Annotated in this window: 16 protein-coding genes; 8 read left to right on the forward strand and 8 right to left on the reverse strand. The window is 62.5% G+C overall.

Annotation, left to right across the window (positions count from 1 at the left end; all coding sequences use genetic code 11):
- Nucleotides 1-102 precede the first annotated feature (102 nt).
- From ACF8EA_RS16645 to ACF8EA_RS16660, 4 genes are all read left to right on the forward strand, one after another.
- Nucleotides 103-843: a response regulator gene (locus tag ACF8EA_RS16645; RefSeq protein ID WP_003250463.1), complete on the forward strand. Its 741-nt coding sequence runs from the start codon at nucleotides 103-105 to the stop codon at nucleotides 841-843.
- Nucleotides 840-2,126: a sensor histidine kinase gene (locus ACF8EA_RS16650; protein ID WP_392522668.1), complete on the forward strand. Its 1,287-nt coding sequence runs from the start codon at nucleotides 840-842 to the stop codon at nucleotides 2,124-2,126. Before ACF8EA_RS16645 ends, ACF8EA_RS16650 begins: the two co-directional genes overlap by 4 nt.
- A 169-nt stretch (nucleotides 2,127-2,295) precedes the next feature.
- Nucleotides 2,296-2,913, forward strand: a complete 618-nt coding sequence (locus ACF8EA_RS16655; protein ID WP_021782825.1) for a ferric reductase-like transmembrane domain-containing protein — start codon at nucleotides 2,296-2,298, stop codon at nucleotides 2,911-2,913.
- Nucleotides 2,914-2,927: 14 nt separating this feature from the next.
- Nucleotides 2,928-3,416, forward strand: a complete 489-nt coding sequence (locus ACF8EA_RS16660; protein WP_021782826.1) for a DoxX family protein — start codon at nucleotides 2,928-2,930, stop codon at nucleotides 3,414-3,416.
- Between the two features lie 33 nt (nucleotides 3,417-3,449).
- Here the strand turns inward: ACF8EA_RS16660 and ACF8EA_RS16665 are convergent, their stop codons facing one another.
- The 8 genes from ACF8EA_RS16665 to ACF8EA_RS16700 all read right to left on the reverse strand — a co-directional run bounded on the left by ACF8EA_RS16665 (nucleotide 3,450) and on the right by ACF8EA_RS16700 (nucleotide 18,977).
- Entirely contained in the window at nucleotides 3,450-4,145 is a 696-nt protein-coding gene (locus ACF8EA_RS16665) for a putative DNA-binding domain-containing protein (RefSeq protein ID WP_319297917.1), read from the reverse strand.
- The gene (locus tag ACF8EA_RS16670) at nucleotides 4,138-4,971 is read right to left on the reverse strand and encodes a DUF692 domain-containing protein (protein ID WP_274148376.1); all 834 of its coding nucleotides are present in this window, start codon (nucleotides 4,969-4,971) and stop codon (nucleotides 4,138-4,140) included. The genes ACF8EA_RS16665 and ACF8EA_RS16670 overlap by 8 nt, the downstream gene beginning before the upstream one ends.
- A 74-nt stretch (nucleotides 4,972-5,045) precedes the next feature.
- A complete protein-coding gene (locus ACF8EA_RS16675; RefSeq protein ID WP_325948257.1) occupies nucleotides 5,046-5,537 on the reverse strand; it encodes an EF-hand domain-containing protein in 492 nt (163 codons plus the stop codon).
- A 173-nt stretch (nucleotides 5,538-5,710) separates the two neighbouring features.
- Complete coding sequence (locus ACF8EA_RS16680) at nucleotides 5,711-6,253, reverse strand: DUF4174 domain-containing protein (RefSeq protein WP_252459286.1); 543 nt, start codon at nucleotides 6,251-6,253, stop codon at nucleotides 5,711-5,713.
- Nucleotides 6,254-6,483: 230 nt separating this feature from the next.
- Nucleotides 6,484-10,977: an NEL-type E3 ubiquitin ligase domain-containing protein gene (locus ACF8EA_RS16685; protein ID WP_392522671.1), complete on the reverse strand. Its 4,494-nt coding sequence runs from the start codon at nucleotides 10,975-10,977 to the stop codon at nucleotides 6,484-6,486.
- Between the two features lie 97 nt (nucleotides 10,978-11,074).
- Entirely contained in the window at nucleotides 11,075-15,496 is a 4,422-nt protein-coding gene (locus ACF8EA_RS16690; RefSeq protein WP_392522673.1) for an NEL-type E3 ubiquitin ligase domain-containing protein, read from the reverse strand.
- 78 nt (nucleotides 15,497-15,574) lie between these two features.
- Nucleotides 15,575-17,935 (reverse strand): DNA polymerase II, encoded by a 2,361-nt coding sequence (locus ACF8EA_RS16695; RefSeq protein WP_392522674.1) that lies wholly within the window; start codon nucleotides 17,933-17,935, stop codon nucleotides 15,575-15,577.
- Between the two features lie 121 nt (nucleotides 17,936-18,056).
- A complete protein-coding gene (locus ACF8EA_RS16700) occupies nucleotides 18,057-18,977 on the reverse strand; it encodes a LysR substrate-binding domain-containing protein (protein WP_021782834.1) in 921 nt (306 codons plus the stop codon).
- A gap of 160 nt (nucleotides 18,978-19,137) precedes the next feature.
- Here ACF8EA_RS16700 and ACF8EA_RS16705 point away from each other — a divergent pair, with 160 nt between their 5' ends.
- The 4 genes from ACF8EA_RS16705 (at nucleotide 19,138) to ACF8EA_RS16720 (ending at nucleotide 22,511) form a co-directional block, all read left to right on the forward strand.
- Entirely contained in the window at nucleotides 19,138-19,926 is a 789-nt protein-coding gene (locus ACF8EA_RS16705) for a YqcI/YcgG family protein (RefSeq protein ID WP_392522675.1), read from the forward strand.
- A 2-nt stretch (nucleotides 19,927-19,928) separates the two neighbouring features.
- Nucleotides 19,929-20,555, forward strand: coding sequence for a LysE family translocator (locus ACF8EA_RS16710; protein WP_392519957.1), 627 nt, complete (start codon nucleotides 19,929-19,931; stop codon nucleotides 20,553-20,555).
- Nucleotides 20,556-20,594: 39 nt separating this feature from the next.
- A complete protein-coding gene (locus ACF8EA_RS16715; protein ID WP_392519958.1) occupies nucleotides 20,595-21,677 on the forward strand; it encodes a hypothetical protein in 1,083 nt (360 codons plus the stop codon).
- Nucleotides 21,678-21,815: 138 nt separating this feature from the next.
- Complete coding sequence (locus ACF8EA_RS16720; RefSeq protein ID WP_392522677.1) at nucleotides 21,816-22,511, forward strand: sel1 repeat family protein; 696 nt, start codon at nucleotides 21,816-21,818, stop codon at nucleotides 22,509-22,511.
- Nucleotides 22,512-22,650 lie beyond the last annotated feature (139 nt).

Consider the following 22,650-nt stretch of genomic DNA (forward strand, 5'->3'; position numbering starts at 1 on the left):
ATCCCTGCCCGTGCCAGATACACTGCAATACAAACTCCCGCAGGCAAGGGCGAACGCGCTCGGTACACTGCGCCCAACCCCCTTTGCACAGGAATCCAGCGCATGGAACACGTCGATCACATCCTGATCGTCGACGACGACCGCGAGATCCGCGAACTGGTCGGCAATTACCTGAAGAAGAACGGCCTGCGCACCAGCATCGTTGCCGATGGCCGGCAGATGCGCGCCTTTCTCGAAGCCAACAGCGTCGACCTGATCGTGCTCGACATCATGATGCCCGGCGACGACGGTCTGCTGTTGTGCCGCGAGCTGCGCGCCGGCAAGCACCGCAACACGCCGGTGCTGATGCTGACCGCCCGCAATGACGAAACCGACCGCATCATCGGCCTGGAAATGGGCGCCGACGATTACCTGACCAAACCGTTCTCGGCCCGCGAACTGCTCGCCCGCATCAACGCCGTGCTGCGCCGCACACGCATGCTGCCACCCAACCTGACCATCAGTGAAAGCAGCCGCCTGCTGGGTTTCGGTCAATGGCGCCTGGACACCACCGCGCGCCACCTGCTCGACAGCGAAGGCACCCTGGTGGCCCTGAGCGGCGCCGAGTACCGCCTGCTGCGGGTGTTCCTCGACCACCCGCAGCGGGTGCTCAGCCGTGAACAGCTGCTTAACCTGACCCAGGGCCGCGAAGCCGACATCTTCGACCGCTCCATCGACTTGCTGGTCAGCCGCCTGCGCCAGCGCCTGGGTGACGATGCCCGCGAGCCCAGCTGCATCAAGACCGTGCGCAGCGAGGGCTACGTGTTCTCGCTGCCGGTGCAACTGCTCGAGTCCCCCTCATGAAATGGCCACGCACCCTGGCCTCGCGCCTGGCACTGATCTTCTTCACCGGCCTGGTGTTGGCCTATGGTCTGTCGTTTGGCCTGCAGGCCTACGAGCGCTATATCAGCAGCCGCTCGATGATGCTCAGCAACCTCGAGCAGGACGTGGCGACCTCGGTTGCCATCCTTGATCGCCTGCCCGCAGCCGAACGTGCCGCCTGGCTGCCGCGCCTGGAACGGCGCACCTATCGCTATCGCCTCGACCAGGGCCTGGCCGGCGAAGCGATGCCGAGCAGTGACCCACCGATGACCGCCGCGTCGATCGTCAAGGCCATTGGCAGCGACTACCGCCTGACCTTTCTGGAAATCCCTGGGCCCAATGCGCATTTCCAGGCACACCTGAACCTGGCCGACGGCGCGCCCCTGACCATCGACGTAACGCCAACACCGGTCCCGGTAGCCCGTTGGTTGCCCGTGGTGCTGCTGATTCAGCTCGCTGTGCTGTTGCTGTGCACTTGGCTGGCCGTACGCCTGGCCATCGGCCCGCTAACCCGTCTGGCCCAGGCCGTGGACAACCTCGACCCGGACCAGCCCGGCGTGCAACTGGATGAAAGCGGCCCACGCGAAGTGCGCTACGCTGCCGTGGCCTTTAACGCCCTGCAGGCGCGCATTGCTGCCCACCTCAAGGAACGCATGCAGTTGCTGGCGGCCATTTCCCACGACCTGCAAACACCGATCACTCGCATGAAGTTGCGGGTCGAAGTGATGGATGAGGGGGTCGAAAGGGACAAGTTCTGGAACGACCTGGATGAAATGGAACACCTGGTGCGCGAAGGCGTGGCTTATGCCCGCAGCATGGACAGCAGCACCGAAGCGACATGCCGGGTCAACCTTGATGCCTTTCTCGACAGCCTGGTATTCGACTACCAGGACAGCGGCGCCCAGGTCGAACGCCACGGCAACAGCGGTACCCTGCTGGAAACCCGCCCGCATGCGCTGCGTCGGGTACTGGTGAACCTGGTCGACAATGCCCTGAAGTTTGCAGGTGCTGCCGAGCTGCATGTGTCCTGCGAGGGCAGTACCACCATCATCCGCGTGCTCGACAACGGGCCAGGGATACCCGGTGACGAGCTGGATGAAGTGCTCAAGCCGTTCTACCGGGTGGAAGGTTCACGCAATCGCAGCACGGGTGGCACCGGCTTGGGACTGGCCATTGCCCACCAGCTGATCCAGGCCATGGGGGGGCGGCTGACACTGAGCAACCGCGAACAGGGCGGATTGTGCGCGCAGATCGAACTCACCTGAAGTGCATCTGCGATCGCTGGCAGGAACGGCCTTGGATCTCGATCGGGCCGCTCCTGTAAAAAGCGAGGTCGCCTCTACAAACAGATACACAACTGCATCCCCCTGACACACTGCAGATACCCCGCCTCGAGACACTCCCGGTCACACAACCACACCCCGGGAGACCCTCATGAAAGCCTTCACCTTGCCCTCCGGCTGGAAGCTGTTCGCCGCCCTTGCCGGCCTGACCCTGGCGATGAGCGCCGTGGTCCTGGCCAGCCAACCTGACCCGGACGGCTTGCGCAGTGCCATTCGTGCCACCGCACGCAGCTCGTTCGCACTGTTCTTGCTGGCGTTCCTGGCCTCGTCGCTGGTGACCTTGCTGCCTGGCACCTCAAGCCGCCGCATCCTTCAGGAGCGACGCTACCTGGGGTTGGCATTCGCGTTCTCCCACACCGTGCATGGCGTGCTGATTTATCGCTACGCCCAGCAGTTCCCCGAACTGTTCTGGGCAGGCCGCACGCTCACGTCCAGCCTGCCCGGTACGGTCGGCTACCTGTTCTTGCTGCTGCTCACCGCCACCTCGTTCAAGGCGCCCATGCGGCTGTTGGGCGGCCGTGCCTGGCAAGCGCTGCACAGCAGCGGCATGTGGGTACTGGCTGGGGTGTTCTGCCTGTCGTTCTACAAACGCATTCCCATGGGGGGCTGGTACCCGCTGGCGTTCGCCCTGATGTTCAGCGCCATCGCCGTCAAGCTCACCGCCAAAGTGGCCCGTAAACAACGCCGCAGCACCCGCGCCCTTGCCTGAAGAGAGCACCGCACATGACGACCTTGACCCGTACCCTGACCACCGTTGATCGCATCGGCAGCTGGAGCGCCGACTTGCCATTACGGGTATTTCTGGCCTGGGAGTTTTTCGAATCCGGCCTGGAGAAATTCAACGGCAGCAACTGGTTCGCCGACCTGCAGTCCAGCTTCCCGTTCCCCTTCAACCTGCTGCCCGCAGAGCTGAACTGGCAGCTGTCGATGTGGGCCGAGTTGGTACTGCCGCTGCTGCTGTTGCTGGGCTTGGGTACCCGGCTGGCATCGCTGGGTTTGATGGTGGTGACCGTTGTAGCGATAGCGGCAGTGCACTGGCCGGCGCACTGGTCGGGCCTGGCGGAGCTGGCCCAAGGCTATGCCATTACCGACCAGGGCTTCGGCAATTACAAATTGCCGCTGATCTACCTGATAGCGTTGCTGCCACTGCTACTCAAGGGCGCCGGGCGCCTTAGCCTCGATCATTGGCTTGGCACGCGGTTCGGCAGATAAGGACCGGGGGCTGCTGCGCAGCCCCCAATGCCTTCAAACGGTTCCGACAATGACACCCTGCTCGCGCAATGCCTGCAACAATGCCAACCCTTGCTGCACATCCCCGCCCAATGCCTGCAGCCGCTCTCTTCCAGTCCCCTGCTCCACCAGCAACCGGTACGCCATAGGGGCCAACCGGGCAAAGCGCACCTGCAACCGGGCATCGCGATAAACCAGCAGCAAGGTTGGCGACGCCGGGGTAGCCGTTGGCTGGTAGTCCACGCCAATGCTGTCCACCGGCCAACGATAGGCCAACACGCGCGCCACACAAGACAACAACGGCTGCCCATCCAGCAGGTCACCATCAGGGTCATGCGCCGGGTCCTCGGCGTCGCTCAGGTACAGCTGCGCCTCGACCCACTCATAATGCGCCAGCTCCAGCTGCCAAGGGGTGTCCAGCGCCACACCTTGCAAGTAGTCGACGAACGTTTCGGCAATTTCGGTAAACAATGGCGTCTGGCAACGGTAACTGGCGTAGAAATCACCTACTCGCGCATGCCAGCGCTGCTCGCCCAACGCCTGGCGCATGACCGGGAAGCTGCCTGCCAGCAAGCCTTCGATGGCGCCATAGAACAATTCGCGGTAAACCCTCAGGCGGCGGGCCTCGATGCCGGGCGGCGGGGCATGGCGCTGCGGGTCGCGCAGGTGACGGGCCAAGGCATACTGCTGCGCACGCAAGGTCTCATTCATCTGCTTGCCCTCCGGCAGCGCATTGCACAGCACGCATACGCGCCGTCTCGGCCAACAGTTCGGCCAAGGGCGGGTAGTTGAAATCACGCTCCAGCACCGTCGGCCGTACGCCGAAGCGCGCACAAGCGGTGGCGTACAGTGTCCAGACATCTTCCTTCACGGCGGCCCCGTGGGTATCCACTTTGAGGTCCGGCGCTTCATCGTAATGCCCGGCAACGTGCATACCGGTCACGCGCGCCTGGGGCAGGCCTGCAAGAAATTGCCGGGCGTCGTAACCATGGTTGCAGGCGTTGACATAGACGTTGTTGACGTCCAGCAGCAGGTCACAATCAGCTTCATCAAGCACCGCCCGGATGAAGTCGAGTTCGCTCATCGCCTGATACGGCGCGGCATAGTAGCTGATGTTCTCCACGGCAATGCGCCGCTCCAGCTGCTCCTGAGCCTGGCGTATGCGCGCGGCCACATGGCGTACGGCTTCATCGGTGAACGGGATGGGCATCAGGTCGTACAGGTGCCCGTCATCACTGCAATAGCTCAGGTGCTCGCTGTACAGTCGCACCTGGTATCGGTCGAGAAACTGCCGGGTCTGCTCAAGAAAATGGCGGTCCAGCGGCGCGCTGCCACCCAGCGATAAAGACAACCCATGACAGGTGACAGGAAAGCGCTCCGCCAGCTGGGCCAGGCCCTTGCCGTAGGCGCCGCCCACGGCAATCCAGTTTTCCGGCGCACACTCCAGAAAGTCCACTGCACCCGCCTCCATGGCCAGCAGTTCCGGCAACAGGCCGCGACGCAGGCCTAGCCCGATGTTCAACATTGCGGGAAACATAAAAGCTCTCCAACAGGCACAACGCCCCACCTGGCCAGCAGGAGGAGCGTTGTGGCATTTCATGGGGTAGAAAGTCAGGGCTTGCCGGTCAGGTGGCTGAACAAGCCATCAGGCATGGCCTTGCCATTGGCCTGATAAATCGCCTTGAGATGATCCGCCGCTTCCTGCTCGGAGATGAAACCGTCATGGTTGCGGTCGATCATGTCGAAATCACGGGCACGGTCCTTGGCCACCGCCAAAAACTCATCGCGCGAGACCTTGCCATCGTGATTGCTGTCGGTTTTGGCGAACGAGGCGTCGCCACACTTGCCTTCACCACACTTGCCCTCAGCCCCGGCCTTGGCGCCGGCGCCGCATTTACCCTCACCGCACTTGCCTTCGCTTTGGGAAGCCTTGCCGCTGCCGCCGCACTTGCCTTCACCGCACTTGCCCTCGCCGGCCACTTTGGCCGAAGCCAGTTGGTAACCTTGGGCCAGCGGCTCGACGGCGAACGCACTGTTGCTCAATGCCATGCTGCCGATCAGGGCGGCGCCGAGCAAGCCGAGGGTGTTTTTTGCTTGAGTCATGATGCAGCTCCACTGGGTTGGAAAGTGGAGCCATTAGGCCGTTGCGGTTTGTCGGGGATGTATCGTGCCAGGCGCGCTTTTGTATGGCAGTAGGTCTGCAGCACAGGCAGATACAGTGCGATACACACCACCCGGCAACGGGCCCCAAGGTGCCCTGGGGCCATGAGCCGTGTTTAGTCTTCCAGCGGTTTGGGCGGGGCTGCGGGCTTGGCCGGCTTGCTGTCCTTGGCCTTGGCTTGCGGGGTCGCCGCTACGGGCTCGGGCGCCGCCAGTGCCTTTTCACTGGCGGGCAGTTCATCGACCGCCTTGAAGATCACCTGCGGGTCGATGGCCTCGCCGCTGTCGTCGTCCTTGAGCATGTGCCGCTCACCGTCCTTGCCCACCAGAATCACCTTGGTACCCTTGCTCGCACCCAGCTTCAGCTCCCGAATCAGGGCCATTGTGGTCTGCTGCTCGAGGTTCTTGTCCTCTCGCTTGCCCATCATGTTGGCGACGCTGTACAGGACAAGGTTGCGCTCCTTGAACGCTGCCTGGGTGGCCGGGTCCTCGAGCGCCTTGTTCAACCCTCGCAACGTCGGGTCGGCACTGCTGGGAGCGATAACCACCAATGGTCTGGCCTTGCCCAGTTCCTTGGCTAGAGGCGCATCACTGTCTGCGGCAAACAGGGGGCCGGCAACAGCAAGCAAGGTTGCGAGGGTCAGTGACCGGACAAGCATGCGTATCTCCTTATTGTCTCGATATACCAATGACTACAGATCACGGAGAAAAATCCGACAGGGAGCCTAAACCACTTCATTCCAGAAAGGGGTGTGCAAAAGTAACTGTCGATTTCCGAGCCACCTGAAGCCAAGACTACGGCGCTGGTAAAACCACTGTCAGCTTGATTGAGCATAGCCCAAAGCCGCTGTGGCAGGGCCAGGCCCCCCCCCCTTGCCCTGAGCGCATGTCAACGCACATCGATCGATGGCCCCTTGGGTCCAGCTTCCATCGCTTGAATCGTCATATCCAGCATCAGCCCTCTGCGTGCAGCGCGCTGTGCATCACGAATGGCATCCGCCTGGTCGATCATGGCCCCTTCGCTCAGCGCTTCGTCGTCAAGCACGCTTTCAAGTTGCCTTCTGAACGGCAGGTCGACCGCAGCGAATCGCTCAGGGTGAGAACGCTCCAGGTGCGCCTGCCAGAATTCACGGTCAACCATGGAGCGGGCAACCTCTTCCGGCGTTTCTGCATCCCGCACCGCAGCCTCCGCTTCTACAAGGTCCGCATCCAGGACGCCTGAGATCGCAAGAAAGCTCATTTCTCCCACCTGCAGCGGCAAGTCGAGACGCTCCCTCAGCCCGACCCTGAAAGCCAGCCCCACCTCGCTTCCTTCCAGCGTCCTGCCATGCTGTAGCGCCCATCGGGTAGCGAACATGTCGACTGCATCCTGGCGCCATAAACGTCTGCCCAGGTCTAGCAAAGCACGTTCGCTTTCTCCCTGAGCCGCGTGCTCAACCTGCCAAACCAGCAGGTTCAGTTCAAGGTTGCTCAAGCACCAGGTTGCACCATCCTGGCACCCCCACTCATCATTGGCCACTGACAGCAAGTTCTGCCGCAGCTCTGGCGTAATGGCCATCGCTTGCAATACCGCCATGACCCGATTGCCCAGTGCACGCGCGTTGACACGAAAGTCTTCGGACAGCAACAACTGGCGAAGCACCCGGAAGAAACGCTCGGCGTCCTGCCCTGAATCCAGCGAGTCCCAGGCAGCAAGCATCAAGCCGCGATGCTCCGGGGCCACGGCATCCCCCCATACTTCACGCGCGTGCTGCAGCCGCAGAAGCACTTGCTCCTCGTCGAGGGCCGGATCGACGCTACTCAACGAAGCCTGCAAGCGTAACGTCTGGGCCTCGCCCAAGGGGTTCGCATTCAAGCGGAACCGCCGCCGCTGCCACACGGGCAACTGGTAGAAACCCTCTGGAATGTGCCTGATCCGGTTATCCCGCAAGTCAACGGATACCAACTGAGCATTGTCGAACACGCCCAGTGGAAACTGCGAGATCTGTGTGTCGCGCAAGTTCAGCCAACGCAACTCAGCCAAGCCCGCCAACGTGAACCTGCTCCCCAGGGGGTTGTGGGACAGGTCGAGAGACTGCAGGCTCGTGCAACTGGCCAGTGTGGCGGCTTGTGTAATGTTCAGGACGATCCGGTTGTTGGTCAGGCTCAGATGCCGCAGCTGCGCTATCTGCAGCAACGGCTGCGGAAGGCGTGTCAACAGGTTCCCACCCAGATCGAGGGTTTGCAGGTTAGGGAAAGCCAGCAACAGGCTGCTGGGCACCTCCAGAAGGTCAAGGTGCAGCAGCGACAGGCTGGTCACACCTCTGAAGCTGACCTGTGCGGGTATGTTGGGCAAGCCGCTCGATCTGAAATTGCAGAACATGACATGGAGGTTTTCCTGTGCATTGATTTGCAGTTCCCCCACGCCTACCGACCGTCGCCAGCAATTGAACAACGTCTGGCGTAAAGCCTCTCGATCTTCCCTGACATCGCCCTGCCCTCGTGCCACCCAGGTATTCAGTGTCATACGCAGGATGGCGAACTCATTGCGAAGGTCAGCCAGTACGTGTTCAATCTGATGTCCTGAACGCCTGGCGTCATCGGCGAAGGTCTCGACCTGCTCATCACTCAACCACGGAAAGAGATCACGCAGCGTTGCCCTCAGGGCACTGCCCCTTGATGCGAAACCACCTACTCCGCCACCACCCAGCGGGTAGCCAATACGTCCATCGGCCAAGCGCATGGGCCCTCGGACAGCACCTGGGCGTACCGCGCCAAGCAAACGACAGATCTCATCACGATGGCGTGCCGCTTCGCGCGCCAGCATCACCCTGAGGTTGTGCGCGAATGGATCGCCGATCCCCATCGCCTGCCGTTGCACTTCGGTATAGGCAGGCGCCATGACGTCGAACAACTCACCTGCCTCACCCAGCGCCGTGCCCTGGCTGCCATGCAGTTGAAACCTGCCGTTCAGGTGTACCAGATCGAACGCCCGCGGCCCTTGCTCAGTCTTCGCCAGCATCGGCCCGCCCAGGCTACCTTCGTACAGACGCCAGCACACACCTTGGTCGCCTCCGGGTAGATACCGCAGCAAGCCCAAGGCCACCCGTGCCAGGTCTGCTTGCTGCGGGGTATCAAGGTACAACGCTTCAAATACCCGAGCCTGGCGTGTCGCCAGCACACTGCCCCTTGCCGCCTCGGCCAGCCCCAATGCAACCCTGCCACTGGACAGCAGCCGCGTGCGATCAATGCTGCTGGCGGCCTGTACCAGTGCTTGCGCAGTGCGCGCGCTCAGCCCCGGGAACACCCGACGCAGCGCCGCGCTGCCAGGGGTGTCGCTGGGCTGCAAGGCTTCGAAAAGGTGCTGCAGCAGTGTTCGGCGTTGCGTCCATGCCAGCGCGGCCAGTGCCTGACCTGTCAGGCCACTCGCGCCTGGCAAGCGCCGAGCGTGATCGAGCACTGTTGCATCTTCTACCGGCTCGCCGCTGCGCAGACGGCCAATCATGCTGCGGATGCGTTGATCAAGCCTGACCCGCTCCACACTGTCGATCATCCCGGGGCTCGGAGGCTGGGCGTGTACATGCAAGCCCCGCACATCGTCGCCATCAAGGCCATGGAACAGCAGAACCTGATCAATCTGTTCGTCATTCAGCCCATTGAAGGGCTCACCCAAACGCCGGAACATGCGGTATCTGTCAGTCCACCGAGCCGGTTGCTCGCTCCACAACCGCCAGGCACCTGCGCCATTGTGGCGCAGCAACGGCCCGTGGCCGTCGACTGGATACAACTGCCATTGATCATCACCTGCCTCGGTCACGCGATAGTGATGCCCGTCCATTTCGATCCAGGCCCGCCCGTCCTGACGCCGAATACCCAAGGCGTCCGGGCTTGAGGCGGCAACGGGTGCCTGGCTTTGAAACGGGGTCACGTCTTGTTGCCAGAGTTTCTCAGTGCCGTCCTCCAGCCGAGCCGGCACCATGGCATCGACCTTCGCAGAGCGTGCCCAAACCCGTCGAGCCACACCCACCCCGGCGACCGTGGTCGCCAGCACGGCAAGGTCTGTCGCCACATGGGTCAAATGGTCGAGCGCCTCCTGGCGATCGCCTTCCTGCCAGGCCTCGACGCCATGGTAGACCTCGCCCAGCAGTTCGCAGGCCGTCACGGCCAGCAGCGCCAGGCCAACCCCAGGCACAAAGAAACTGGCCAGGTTGAGCAGCGCCCATCCTTCGGCGGCAAGGCGCAGGTCATGCTGACGCTGAACCTCACGATCCAGCCTGGCCACAGGGACCGCGATCATCGCCGCATCTTCCTTGATCTGGTGGATACGTGCCTGCGCCAGGCTGATGAACAACGGCTGCGGGTAAGCCTGCAAACTCGGTTCGAGATCGCGAAAAGCCCAGCTCGGCAGATCATCGAAGCGCTCCGCGACCTGGGCAAAAAAAGCCTGGCTGTCACGCCGCAGCACGAAGCGGCGGAAGAAGCGCTGATAGGCCTTGTCTCGCAAGCGGCGGCCCAGTTCGCGGTTCAGTTTGTCGAGGCTCTCGAACGCGCGCCAAGGCGAAAAAGGGTCCCCAGGCACGTAAAGCAACACCCGACGCGTCGTGTTGAACAAAACGCCCTGCTCAACTACAACGAACACAGTCACCTGCTCAATCTGGCAGCCCAGCAACTTCAGTTGCCTGGCCTGCACAAGGTCGCCCGCCAAGCGCGGCAGCTCACCCTTCTCGCACACAGCAACCATCACATTGAGTTCGCTGGCATCCAGCGTTCCCTCCTGCCTGGCTTTGTAGGCGTCCACAAGCATGGTGTAGCGCCTGGCATCTACAAGCTGAGACACCAGGCGCTCGGCACTGCCAGCGGGCGTGAGGATGGCATCCAGATGACGTTGATAGCGCTCACCCAGGTCCAGCTCACGACACAGTCCGGCAAACTCGATGCTCGTAGGGGGTTTGACCGTACCGTGGCGTGGAAGCAGCAATCGGTTACCGCGCGGCTGGCCACCTTCCTGTGCCTGGGCGGCCGTGAAGTTGCGCAATGCCACTTCGAGCAGCGGCTTTTCTTCATAGACCACGGCCGTCAGGTGCGCGCCCACCGGCTGACTATTGATCACAGCTTCCCGGCGGCCTTCCAGAAACCTGAGCGAGTAAGGGTTACGGCCAAGCCCATAACGCTCGTCGAGGGCCTTCCCCAGGGCTGATGCGACGAAACTGTCGATGCCCTCGATACCTCGCAGCACCGTGTTCACTTGCTCACAGCAGCGAAGGCTGTTTGCCAATGCCCGGCCGATCTCAGGCAGTTGCTCAGCAGGTGCATGACGCAACCAGGGTGGCAGGCGCCTGCCGATGATACCGTCCTGGAAAGCGTCGATGGCGGCCTGCGCATCTGACGGCAAAGTGGTGTCCATAGCGGGGGCCTCTTCATGCAAAGAGGCCAGACTAAGTTGCCTGCTCCCCGCCAGGCGCTATATAGCTAATGCCTGCGTTCAGACAACCGCCAACCCGCTAGCGGAGCGGACGCTGCACCGTGTTCCGGTCCAGCGCCTCCAGCGTCAACTGCAGCAACACCGCATGCTCGCGTTGCTGATTGCGGATCTGCAGCCGCGCGATTTCCTCGTCCCGATTCCCCAGCGCCATCAGCCGTTCCAGCTCAGCGTGCATGGATTGGGGCACTTGCAAGCGAACCGCGGAGGCCTTGCGCAAGTAATCCTGCCAGAACCACTGGCGTGACAGGTAATCAGCAATGCCCTCCCGAGTCTGTCGCGCCAGGATCCTTTCACGGGCCAGGAGAAGGTCCTGATTACTCAAGGCGGGGATCCCTGCATAAAGCATTTCATCGGGTTGGGCAGGCAAGTCCAGAGACTTGCTCAAGCCGATTCGATAGGCCAAGGCGAATTCGATCGATTCAGCACCCGCCCCCACCCGATAAGCATGTTCAGCGGCAATTTGCTCAAGCACCGCCAACCGCCACATCCGGGCACCGAGCTTCAGCAAGGCCCGTTCAGGCCGGGCAGATCCGCTGTGCCTCGTGCGCCATATCATCACTCGCAGTTCCAAGTCGGCGAAACGCGCGGTGGCATTATCCTGGCAACCGGTCGCAGCTGCGTGCTCGAACAGCTCTTGCCTGAGGGCATCATGCTCAGACATCGCCTGGAGCATGTCGAACACACGGGCCGCCAGCGCGGATGCAGTCGATGAGAAACTGAAGGCACCGGATTCTGTCAACATCGACAGGGTATTGAAAAACTCTTCCGATTGCTCCTCGGCCTCCAGATGGGCCCACAGTGCAGCCATTTCATCTCGACGGTCGCCAGGCAACGCATCCAGAATGCGCAACCGGTAAGGCACGCGATTGGCCTCAAGCAAATGCCAGGTTGAAACCCCGTCATGCGCGCCCCCTAGCGGATTGCCGGAAAGCTCGACCCTGCCCGAACGCCACAACTGCGACTGATGAAAACCCTCGGGCAATTCAGAAATACGGTTGTCGCTGAGGTTCAGGGTGTGCAGTTCTGGCGCGTCCATCAGCCCGTAGGGGCACTCGGGTAACTGAGTGTTCGACAGGTAGAGGGCATTCAGCTCGGTCATTGCCTGGACGGAAAATGCCCTGCGCAACGGGTTGTCCGAAAGGTTCAGGTACACCAGGGACCGGCAATCTGCCAAGACCAACGCCTGGCCTTGGTCGAGCGAGATCTGGTTACCAGACAAGTCGAGTACCTCCAGTTTCTGGGCAAGCATCATAGGCAATGGCAAACGCGTGAGGCGGCAATGGGTGATTTCCAGGTTGCGCAAGTTGGGAAACGCCCGCAGAAACTCGTCCGGAACGTGCTCCACACGCATGGCGCGCAAGGCCAGGATCGAAACGTGGGGAAAGCCTACTTGCGCGGGCAGGGCCGGCAGTTGGCGCAAACGGCTGATGGTCTGGGTCAGCATGAAACGCCCGTCCTCCAGTGCTGCTTGCCCTTGCAGTTCCGGCACAAGACAGCGCCAGCAGTTGATCAGCCCCTTTCTGAACTCACGCCGGGCGGCCAGTTCTGGTGACAGCAAGGCACTGCGTGCCCACTGGGTCAAGTGCCTCTTGAGCACCCCATATTGCTGCTCCAGCATAGATAACCTGGCCTGTGCGTCACTTGAGGCCAACCAGCGCTCGATCTGTTCGTCGGTAAAGGCCGGATACAGGTCTCGCAACCGGGCCTGAAGCGCCCTTGGCCTGTTTCGACCTGACGCCCCCCAGAGCCTGCCGCCCGCCATGGGGTAACCAATCCGGCCATCAGCCAGACGTTGCGGCGCGAGAAACGAGCCGCTCGGCTGCTCCAGCCTGAGCAGATTCACCACAGTCTGGCGTTGGTCGAAAGCCAGGTTGGTCAGCGCCTGGCGCAGCGCAGGCACAAAGGGCTGGCCTTGGCCGATGGCCGCTTGCGAGGCGCCGTCATAGGCTGCGGCCAAGGTCTCGAACAACTCGCCTGTCTCACCGATATCCGTTTGCGTTCGGGCACGCAGGCGGAACAGCCCATGACGATGAAGCACGTCAAATGTCTGCCCCGATCCCTCGACCGTCAACAACGGCTCGCCAGCATCACCGTCGAACAACCGCCACCCGGGCCCGCCAGCCCCCGGCACATGCACCAGCATATTCAAGACCACACGCGCCAGATCGAGGTTTTGCGGCGTATCGATGCACAGCGCCTCATACACCCGCGCCATTCGGATTCGCGCAACCTGCAACCTTGCAGCCTCAGCCACCAGCAACGGCACGCGCCCCGTCTCACGTAAAAGCTGCAGGTCATCCTCGCTGGCATCGCGCAACACCTCATCAGCGGCCAAGCGGTGCAGGCTGGCAAAATTCTGTCGTAAGAGGCGGCCAGTGTCCGTGTCAGGATTCTGCTCCTCGTACATCGCCTGTAGCAGTTCTCGTCGCCCGGCCCACGCCACATCGGCCAACGCTGCCCCACTCTTGCCGGCCGCCTGTGGAAGGCTCACGACCCGCTGCAGCAGTTGCGGGTCTGCGGTTACACCGCCCTCGCGTAACTGGTTGACCAACGTATCAATCCTGCCAGCGAGCCGCACGCGCGTGACGGTGTCGACCAACGCTGCCTCCGGCGGTCGGCCATACACATGCCAAGCTCGCAGGTGCTGATCATCGAGGCCATGGATCGCCAGCGACCGGTCGATCTGCGCATCGTCAAGGTCGCTGAATGGCCCGCCCAGGCGGCGGAACAACTGGCGTGTGTCGCCCCACTCGGCAGGCTGCTCGCACCACAGCCGCCAGGCACCGGCCCCATTGTGACGCAGCGGCGGCGCATAGCCCTGATAAGGGAGCAATTGCCACTGTTCATCGTGGTCGTGCCAGGTCATCTCATACCAGTGCCCGTCCATGCTGATCCAGCGGCGCTCGCCCAGGCGGTGCATACCCTCCATGTCCGGCTCCGCCGTGTCTGGCGGGCTTTCGCAGCGATAGGGGCTGAGGTCTGCGTTCCACAGTTTTTCCTCACCGTTTTCCAGCTGCGCGGGCACCAGCTTGTCCACCACGCTCCAGGCGCGCCGGGCCGTGGCAACGACGGCAACGGTTGCCCCGACAGCCAGCAGCCCCTTGCCTACATTCAGCAGATGCGCCAGTGCCGCATTGCGTTCGTTGTCCTGCCAGTCCCCTACAGCCTGGAACGTCTGCTCAAGCAGTTCCCAGGCCATCACCCCCAGCAACACCGCGCCGATGCCCGGAACGAAGAACCCTGCAACACCCAACAGGGTCCAGCCTTCAGCGCGCAAACGGCGGGCGTGTTCGGCCTGGACCTCGCGATCAAGCAAGGCCACGGGCGGGGCGATGACCGCAGCATCGTCCTTGATCCGCGCAATCCAGTCGTCAGCAAGGTGTTCGAACAGTGGCAGGCGATAGGCAAAGGTCTGCTCATCAAGGTCCCGGGTTGCCCAGCCGGGCACGTCATCGAGGCGCTCACTGACGGCCGAGAAAAATCGCTGGCTATCGCGCCGGCGTACGAAGCGGTTGAAGAAACGCCGGTAGTCATCTTCGCGCAGGCGTTTGCCAAGCACCCGGCGGGCGTAATCTTCCAGGTCGCTGCGCACGCTCCAGGGGCCGTGCGGGTCACCCGGTACATAGACCAACACGCGCTTGCTGGTGTTGAACAACAGGCCCGCGTCGATTACGTCCAGCACAACGATCTGCTGCAAGCGGCAGCCGAACACCGCCAACTGTCGCACGCGAACCGATGCGCCTTCGAGCTTGCCGAGCGTGTCCTTGGTGCAGAGCGCCACCACCCACTGCAGTTCCTCTGCGCTCAATACGCCCTGAGCCCTGGCTTGCAGGGCATCCACCAGCATGCTGTAGCGTTGCCGTCGTGTCAGCAATCCTCTGACTTCGGGCTGGAGTACCGAATCCAGATGCGCCTGGTATTTCTGCCCAAGATCCAGCGTTCGACACAGCCTGGCGAAGCCCGGTGCAGACAGTTCACTACGCTTTGCGCCGCGCACATCGACCAGGCAATTGCCCTGTGGCTGGTCGCGCTGCTGTTCTGCGGTGAAATTGCCTAAGGCGGCCTCGAGCAGAGGGATGTCGTAGTAATCGCTGCCAACAACTGGAAGCCGACTGGTTACATAATGGATCGTGGGCGAGGTAAAGGTGTACCACTGGCGAAAGTACAGGCGATCGGCGTCAAGGTCACCGTGGGCACCGAGCGCCTGCTGCAGCAAGGGCTGGGTAAATGCATTCAGGTTGCGTAGCCGCGCCAGCGCTGACGACAAGCCTGCGCGGCAGGCCAGCAGTTCAGGCAGCGCCTCGCTCAGCAGGGTGAATTCGGCCATGCTCAGCCGCTTCATCCAGGCCGGCAGCCGCTGTGCAATGTAGTGATCCTGGCATGCTTGTGCCATGGCAAGGGTATCGACCACAGCCGATGGTTGACTGCTATTGTTCTGCATCTCTGCCTCCGCGACGACATGGAGGACCGAGTTTGAAGACTGCAGCGTCATGCTGACGCCTAGCTATCTACCACCCGCTCAGAACAGCAGTAACTGATGGTCGGTAAGACGCGCGAAATCATCACCGACAAAGGGCAGGATGGCATCGGCCACCGGCAGGAGCTGACGGCTGATGTAGTGATCGTAGTCGATCGGTGCCTGCAGGTTTTCCAGCGGCTCAGGGCCAGCGGTGGTGATCACGTAACTGATCCAGCCCCCACGCTGGTACTGCAGGGGGCGCTGCAGACGCCTGTTGTAGTCGTCGGCAAGGCGCGCGGCACGCACATGCGGCGGCACGTTGCGCTGGTAATCGGCCAACGGGCGACGCAGGCGCTTGCGATAAACCAGCAGTTCGTCCTGCTCGCCCGCCAACGTTCGCCGCACATACTCGCGCACGTAATCACGGTAGGGCTCGCTGCGGAACACACGGCCGTAGAGTTCCTGCTGGAACTGCCGGGCCAGCGGTGACCAGTCGGTGCGCACCGATTCCAGGCCCTTGTAAACCATTTCTTCAGCACCGTCGGGCCGCTGCACCAGGCCGGCATAGCGTTTCTTGCTGCCTTCGTCGGTACCGCGGATGGTGGGCATCAGAAAGCGCCGGTAATGCACCTCGAACTGCAACTCGAGCGCACTCTGAAGGTTCATGGTTTCGTGCAGATGGGCTTGCCACCATTGGTTGACCTTTGCCACCAGCTCGCGGCCGATGCGCGCCGCGTCTGCCTCGGCATGGGCGCCCTTGAGCCAGACAAAGGTGGAGTCGGTGTCCCCGTAGATCACATCGTAGCCGCACGCCTCGATCAAGGACCTGGTCTGGCGCATGATCTGGTGGCCGCGCATGGTGATCGACGACGCCAGGCGCGGGTCGAAGAAACGGCAACCGCTGGAGCCAAGCACTCCGTAGAAGGCATTCATGATGATTTTCAAGGCCTGTGACAGCGGCGCATTGCCCTCGCGCTTGGCCGCTTCCCTGCCCTGCCACACCCGCTCGACGATGGCTGGCAGGCAGTGCTGTGTGCGTGAAAAACGCCCACCGCGAAAGCCCTCGACCGAATGTGCGTCGTCAGGCAGACGCAGGCCTTCGATCAGCCCGACCGGGTCGATCAGAAAGGTACGGATGATCGACGGGTACAGGCTCTTGTAGTCCAGCACCAGCACCGAGTCATAAAGCCCTGGCCGCGAGTCCATGACAAAGCCGCCGGGGCTGGCTTCGTCCGGGCGGCTGCCAAGGCTGGGCGCGACGAAGCCAAGGCGGTGCATCTGTGGAATGTACAAGTGACAGAACGCGGCTACCGACCCACCGCTGCGGTCCACGGCCAACCCCGTCACCGACGCACGTTCGAGCAGGAAGTCGAGCAGCCGGGTATGGGCGAAAATGCGCGTGACCAGTTCGCAGTCCTTCAGGTTGTAGCGCGCCAGGGCCGGTTTGTCTTCGGCGAAGCGGCGATTGATTTCGTCCATGCGTTGGTACGGCGTGTCGATGGCCTTGCCTTCACCCAGCAGGGTCTGGGCAACGTTCTCCAGGCTGAACGAGGGAAAACTCCAGGTAGCCGAACGCAGCGCCTCGATGCCATCGATCAGCAGCCGCCCCGGCGCATCGGCGAAGACATGGCCGCCGCCGGCATGGCTGCGCAGGGTCATGACCGCACCGTTGCGCCCCAGGGCCAGAGGCACCTGCAACGACTTGGCGTGCTCATGCAGCAGGCGCAGGTCGAACTGCACCAGGTTCCAGCCAATGATCGCGTCCGGGTCATGCCTGGCCATCCACTGGTTGAGCCGGGTGATCAAGGCGGCGCGATCGGCGCAATACTCCAGGTCGAAGTCAAGCCCGCTGGCATCGCCGTTGGCCGGGCCGAGCATGTACACCTGGCGCTGGCCACAGCCCTCCAGCGCGATGCTGTACAGCTCACCACGCTCGCTGGTCTCGATATCCAGCGACACCAGACGCAGCGCCGGGCGATAGCCTGGCAGCGGCCTGAGCTGGGCTTCCCGGTAAACGCCCTGCGCATCCGGCTGACCAGTGAACTGCACCGGCGCCGTGATGAAGCGCTCCATGAGGTAACGCTCCGGCGGGCGGATATCGGCCTCGAACACGTCGATACCGGCCGTGCGCAGACGCTGCTCCAGTTGCATCAACTGGCGATGCTGGCGGGTATAGAGGCCGAGCATCGGGCGATGCTCGAAGTCCTTCAGGCGCAGTGGCTTGAGCTTGGTCCCTGCCTCGTTGGCCAGCAGCACACGGGCATGCTCGGCCTGCGCCTGAGGAATGAAAGCCACCGACTCCTGCGCCGCCAGCCGCAACAGCCGCGGCCCGGCATCGGTGGCCAGCCAGAACTCCACGCAGGTGCCTTCCGGCGTATCGTGCCAGTGCCGGGTCAGGACAAAACCCTGCTGCAACTCCACTGCGTCGACCTCTGGATTGTCTGTAGATGGCGTTATTCTACCTGTGTCGTGCCTGGCATGAGTGTTTTAGCGCCTGTTACGCAGCCGGTGCATCCTCGCCGACTGATGCTCGATCGGGTATTCAACCGTACAGGTAGTTGATGTCCTTGTAGACCAGCGGCGGTACCCGGCCGAGCAGGAAGTCACGCAGCTTGTGCATCTGCCGCGCTTTTGGGCTGGCCTTGAGCCAGGTCATGTAGTAACCGTCGCCGGTGGCCACGGCATGTTTGAAAGGCGTGACCAAACGCCCGGCGGCCAGGTCGGTACTGGCCAGTACCAGATCGACCACTGAAATGCCCAGGCCTTGCTGGGCGGCCGATATGCCCTGGTCGAGGGTATCGAACACCTGCCCCTGGTCGATGCTGATGTCCAGCGCATCCATTCGCGCCAGCCAACGCCGCCAGTCACGCCGGTCGGGCGACGGGTGCAGGAACTCGCATCGGGGCAGGTCAGACAGTTGCGGATGTGCCTGCGTCATGTAATCCGGATGACATACCGGGATCAGCCATTCATCGAACAGCTTGAAGCTCTCGATATCGGCGGGAAAACGCCCGCTGGCCAGGAGAATGGCGCAGTCGTAGGGCTCGGAATAGAAGTCCACGCTGTCGATATCCATCCACACACTGGATAGCTGCACGCTGCAGTTGTCCTCGACCTTCTTGAACGCATCCAGCGCCCGCAGCAGCCAGCGCACCGTAAGCGTGGACGGCGCCTTCAGGCGCAGGCCGTAGCGATCCTGACGCAGCAGTGCGCAGGCATTTTCGATGATCTTGAAGCCCACCTTCAGCTCTTGCGCCAGCAGGCGGCCGTGCTCGGTCAGGCTCAGTTTCGGCCCCCGACGTTCGAACAGGTCGCAGCCGAACAGGGCTTCGAGGGTCTTGATGTGGTGGCTGACGGCGCCCTGGGTCAGGGCCAGCTCTTCAGCCGCACGGGTGAAAGAGCCATAGCGAGAGGCCACCTCGAAGGCACGCAGTGCGTGCAAGGCCTGAATCCGTTCCGACATGGCGGCGTCCCGAGCATGAGTAAGACTAATAGTAGGTCATAGTTCCACGCGTTTTACAACGACAGGAGCGTCTCGGAAAATGCAGTTAAATAACAAACATCACCAAGATCCTGCCTGCATGTGACTGGAACGTTCACTTAAATCAACGCCTGGGGAAATCATGTTTACGGGATATGGAAATTGCTATCGCCTGGATGCGCTGGAGCTCGCCGCCGAACATGGTTACAACATGCAACACTGGACGTTCAAAACCATAGAACACTTCCGCAGCATTCTTGCCAACCCCGAATTCCCCTGCCTGTTCGGCCGCAAGGCGGTAAACGGCGAAACCTGCCACATTCTCTTCGCCCGCGCCGAGCAACTGGCCGATGACATCGCACAGGGCCTGGCCAATTATGTGCGCACCGTCGCACCGATCGCCCCCAAGCAGCGCATCGGCAGCCCTTTGGTGGTGTTTCTCGAAACCGCAGCCGGCAGCAGCCTGGCCGAGCAGCAGGCCTTGGCCTGGAAGGTACTGCGCGGCGTGCACGCACGCGACCCACACCCTTGGCCTCAGAGCATCCCGACCGATCCCGACGATGCCGGCTGGTCGTTCTGCTATGCCGGCATGCCACTGTTCATCAACATGAACTTTCCCGGTCATCAGCAGATGAAAAGCCGCAATCTGGGCCAGCACATCACCTTCGTCATCAACCCGCGGGAGAACTTCGACGAAGTGGCCAACGCCAACACCGAGAGTGGCAAGCGCATCCGCGAGCGCATTCGCGAGCGCGTGCATCACTACAACGACGGCGTTGTGCCCGACACCCTTGGCTTTTTCGGCGATACCGACAACTACGAGTGGAAGCAGTATCAACTGCAGGAGACAGGCTCGCTCAACCCGTCACGCTGCCCGTTCCACGCCCATGCCGCACACCAGGCGACACCCGACATACTGATCGAGAACTGACCGTGAATACCGCACTCACCGCCACCTATGCCCTCACCGTGCTGCTACTGATCGCCACTCCCGGCCCGGTGGTGGCACTGATCGTCAACACTGCGGCCGCCTCCGGCTCGCGCAAGGCCATGTTCACCGCCGTCGGCACCAACTGGGCTTCACTGGTGCTGATCGGCGCCGCAGCCTGGATCATCCTCACCAGTGCCGCCATCGACAAGGCATGGCTCAGCACCATGAGCCTGCTGGGCTGCCTGTTCATCGGCTACATTGCCATCGGCACGCTGAGGGACGCCCTGCACGCACCCGCGTCAGACGCGGCGAGCGAGGCCCCCAAGGCTGGGCGCGGCGGGCTGATGCAAGGCTTCATGGTGGGCATTTCCAACCCGAAAGACATCATTTTCTTCATCGCCTTCTTTCCGCAGTTCATCCAGATCACCGAATCATTCGGCAAGAGCATGGTGGTGCTGTCACTACTGTGGGTGGCCATCGATTTCGCCGTGCTCAGCCTGTACATCTTCGCCATCGGCAAGATCGCCTCGCAGCGCAGCAACCGCGTCATCAGCCTGGCCTCGGGCGTTGCCCTGCTGCTGATCGCCGCCGGCGGCTTGCTTTACAACCTCAAGGAACTGGCGGCCTGAATCTGCTGCACCGCGCCTGGCATCGGCGAAGGAGAGACCATGACCACGATTGACACGCGCCCGTCTCCTTCTCCGCTGCAGCAGGACTACCAGCGTTTTCTCCTGCTGGGCAGTCGCCGTGCGCCCTATACCCTGCATGTGCACGAAACCGGCTACCGCTCCGGCACCATCAACACCGATGCCCTTGGCTTGCGCTACAGCCATTGCGCCGGCAAGCGCTTTTCGGCGGCCGAGCACGGTGGTGCGTCGCGCATCAACCTGCTGGTCGGCGGCTCCACAGCCCTGGGCATCGGCGCCAGCTCCGACGAACACACGGTGGCCTCGCACCTGTCGATGCTCACCGGCGAAGTCTGGCTGAGCCTGGCCGGCTGCGGGCTCAATGCCACCCAGGAGTTGATGATGTTCCTGACCCACCAGCACCGCCTTGGCCAGCTCGGCCATGTGGTGGTGCTCAGTGGCCTCAACAGCCTGGCCCACGAAGCCCTGTGTGAAGTCCTCACAGGTACTAACGACCCGCAGCATGCCAAGGCCTACCAGGCCTTTCTCAACAGTTTCAGCGAAGGCCTGCAGCCCTGCGCACCACCCCGTCGGCAGTCGCTGTGGCGGCGTATCGGCCAGGCGCTGGCGCCTCCTGCGGCCGCGGCCCCGGTCAGCTGGCCGCTGTCGCCCCCGGAAAAACGGCTGGCCCGTGCCGCCGACAACATTGGCCGTACCTTGCGCCAATGGGACCGCTTGCTAGCAGACAGCCACGCCACGCTCACCTTCATCCTGCAACCCTTGCTGCCCTGGTGCAGGGATACTCTGCCCGCCGGTGAGCAAGCCATGCTGACCGCGCTTCAGCAACAACCGGCGAACTTCGACCGGCTGCTGGAGGGCGCATTCGACAGACAGTTGCATTCGACATTTTTCCGCCGCATCAAAAGCCAGGCCGACCCGGTGCCCTGCTACGACATGAACTGCATGCTCGACAGCTCGCCAGTGTTCGGCGCCGACCTGTTCATCGACCGCCTGCACCTGAACGATCTGGGCAACAATGCCTTGGCCAAGGTGATCACCGCCAAGCTTGGGCTGGCCCAGGAAAAACATGCCCAGCGCAAGGTCACGCCGATCAAGCTCGTCTGACAGTTGCCGAGTGGTCTTTCGGCCACCCCTCTTGGATGGGTAGAATACGTCGTCGTTACGATTTGCCCGAGGCGCACGCTTGACCGCCATGAACACCGAAGCCGTCCATCCGTACCTGGCCATCCATGGGGTTCGCCTGTGAGCCTTGTGCGACGCCTGCCCCCGCTGTTGGCTGCGCTGGTGCCACTGGCCGCGCAAGCGCTGGAGGTACGCATTGACCCTCATGCTGACTTGCTCTACCGTCAGGCCTTGCCGCTGCTGGAGCAGGCCGATGACCAGGGCGATGCTGCCAGCACGCTGCGCACCGCAGTGGGCGGCGACCCCGAGCTTAGCCGCCAGGGCCAGGCCATGGCCCACACTTTGCCGACAGCGGTAGCCCTGCTGAAAAAATCGGTAGCGCTTGGCCACCCGGTTGCGCAGTACCGCCTGGCGCTGTACTACATGACGTACCTGCCCGTCGCGCAAATCCCGGATGCCGCCTGCCCGTTGCTCGAAGCCAGCCTCAAGCAGGGGTTTGCCGCACCCGCGCCAGCCATCGCCACCTGGTGCCGGCCCTACAACGTCAGCAGCGAGTACCGTACAGCGCTGGAGGCCATCCCCAGCATGGCCACCGTGTACGCCCCCTACTACCCGCAACCGGCCACACGCCTGGCCTGCAACCGCAGCCGGCCACAAGGCCTGGAAATGCTATGGGGGCGACAGCGCGACTACCAGGCCGAGGTGTACCGCCTGCTTGGCGACCTCGACCCACAGCAGCGCACGAGCCTGTTGCAGAAAGCCGTAGACATCAATGGCTGCGCAACGGCGCAACAGCTGCTGACCAGCCGCCCATAACCCAGGTGCATTCGGGGCCGCTTTGCGGCCCTGTTGTCAGGTGGCCGCTGAGGTTGAGGCGAACACACGTCGACCAGCAAGATCGTTCAAGCCATCCCCTGCCCCGTCTGTCATGCTGGCCTGCCACGTAGCCGTAATG

This window comes from Pseudomonas sp. YQ_5 (assembly GCF_043103305.1).
Lineage (GTDB): Bacteria > Pseudomonadota > Gammaproteobacteria > Pseudomonadales > Pseudomonadaceae > Aquipseudomonas > Aquipseudomonas putida_Y.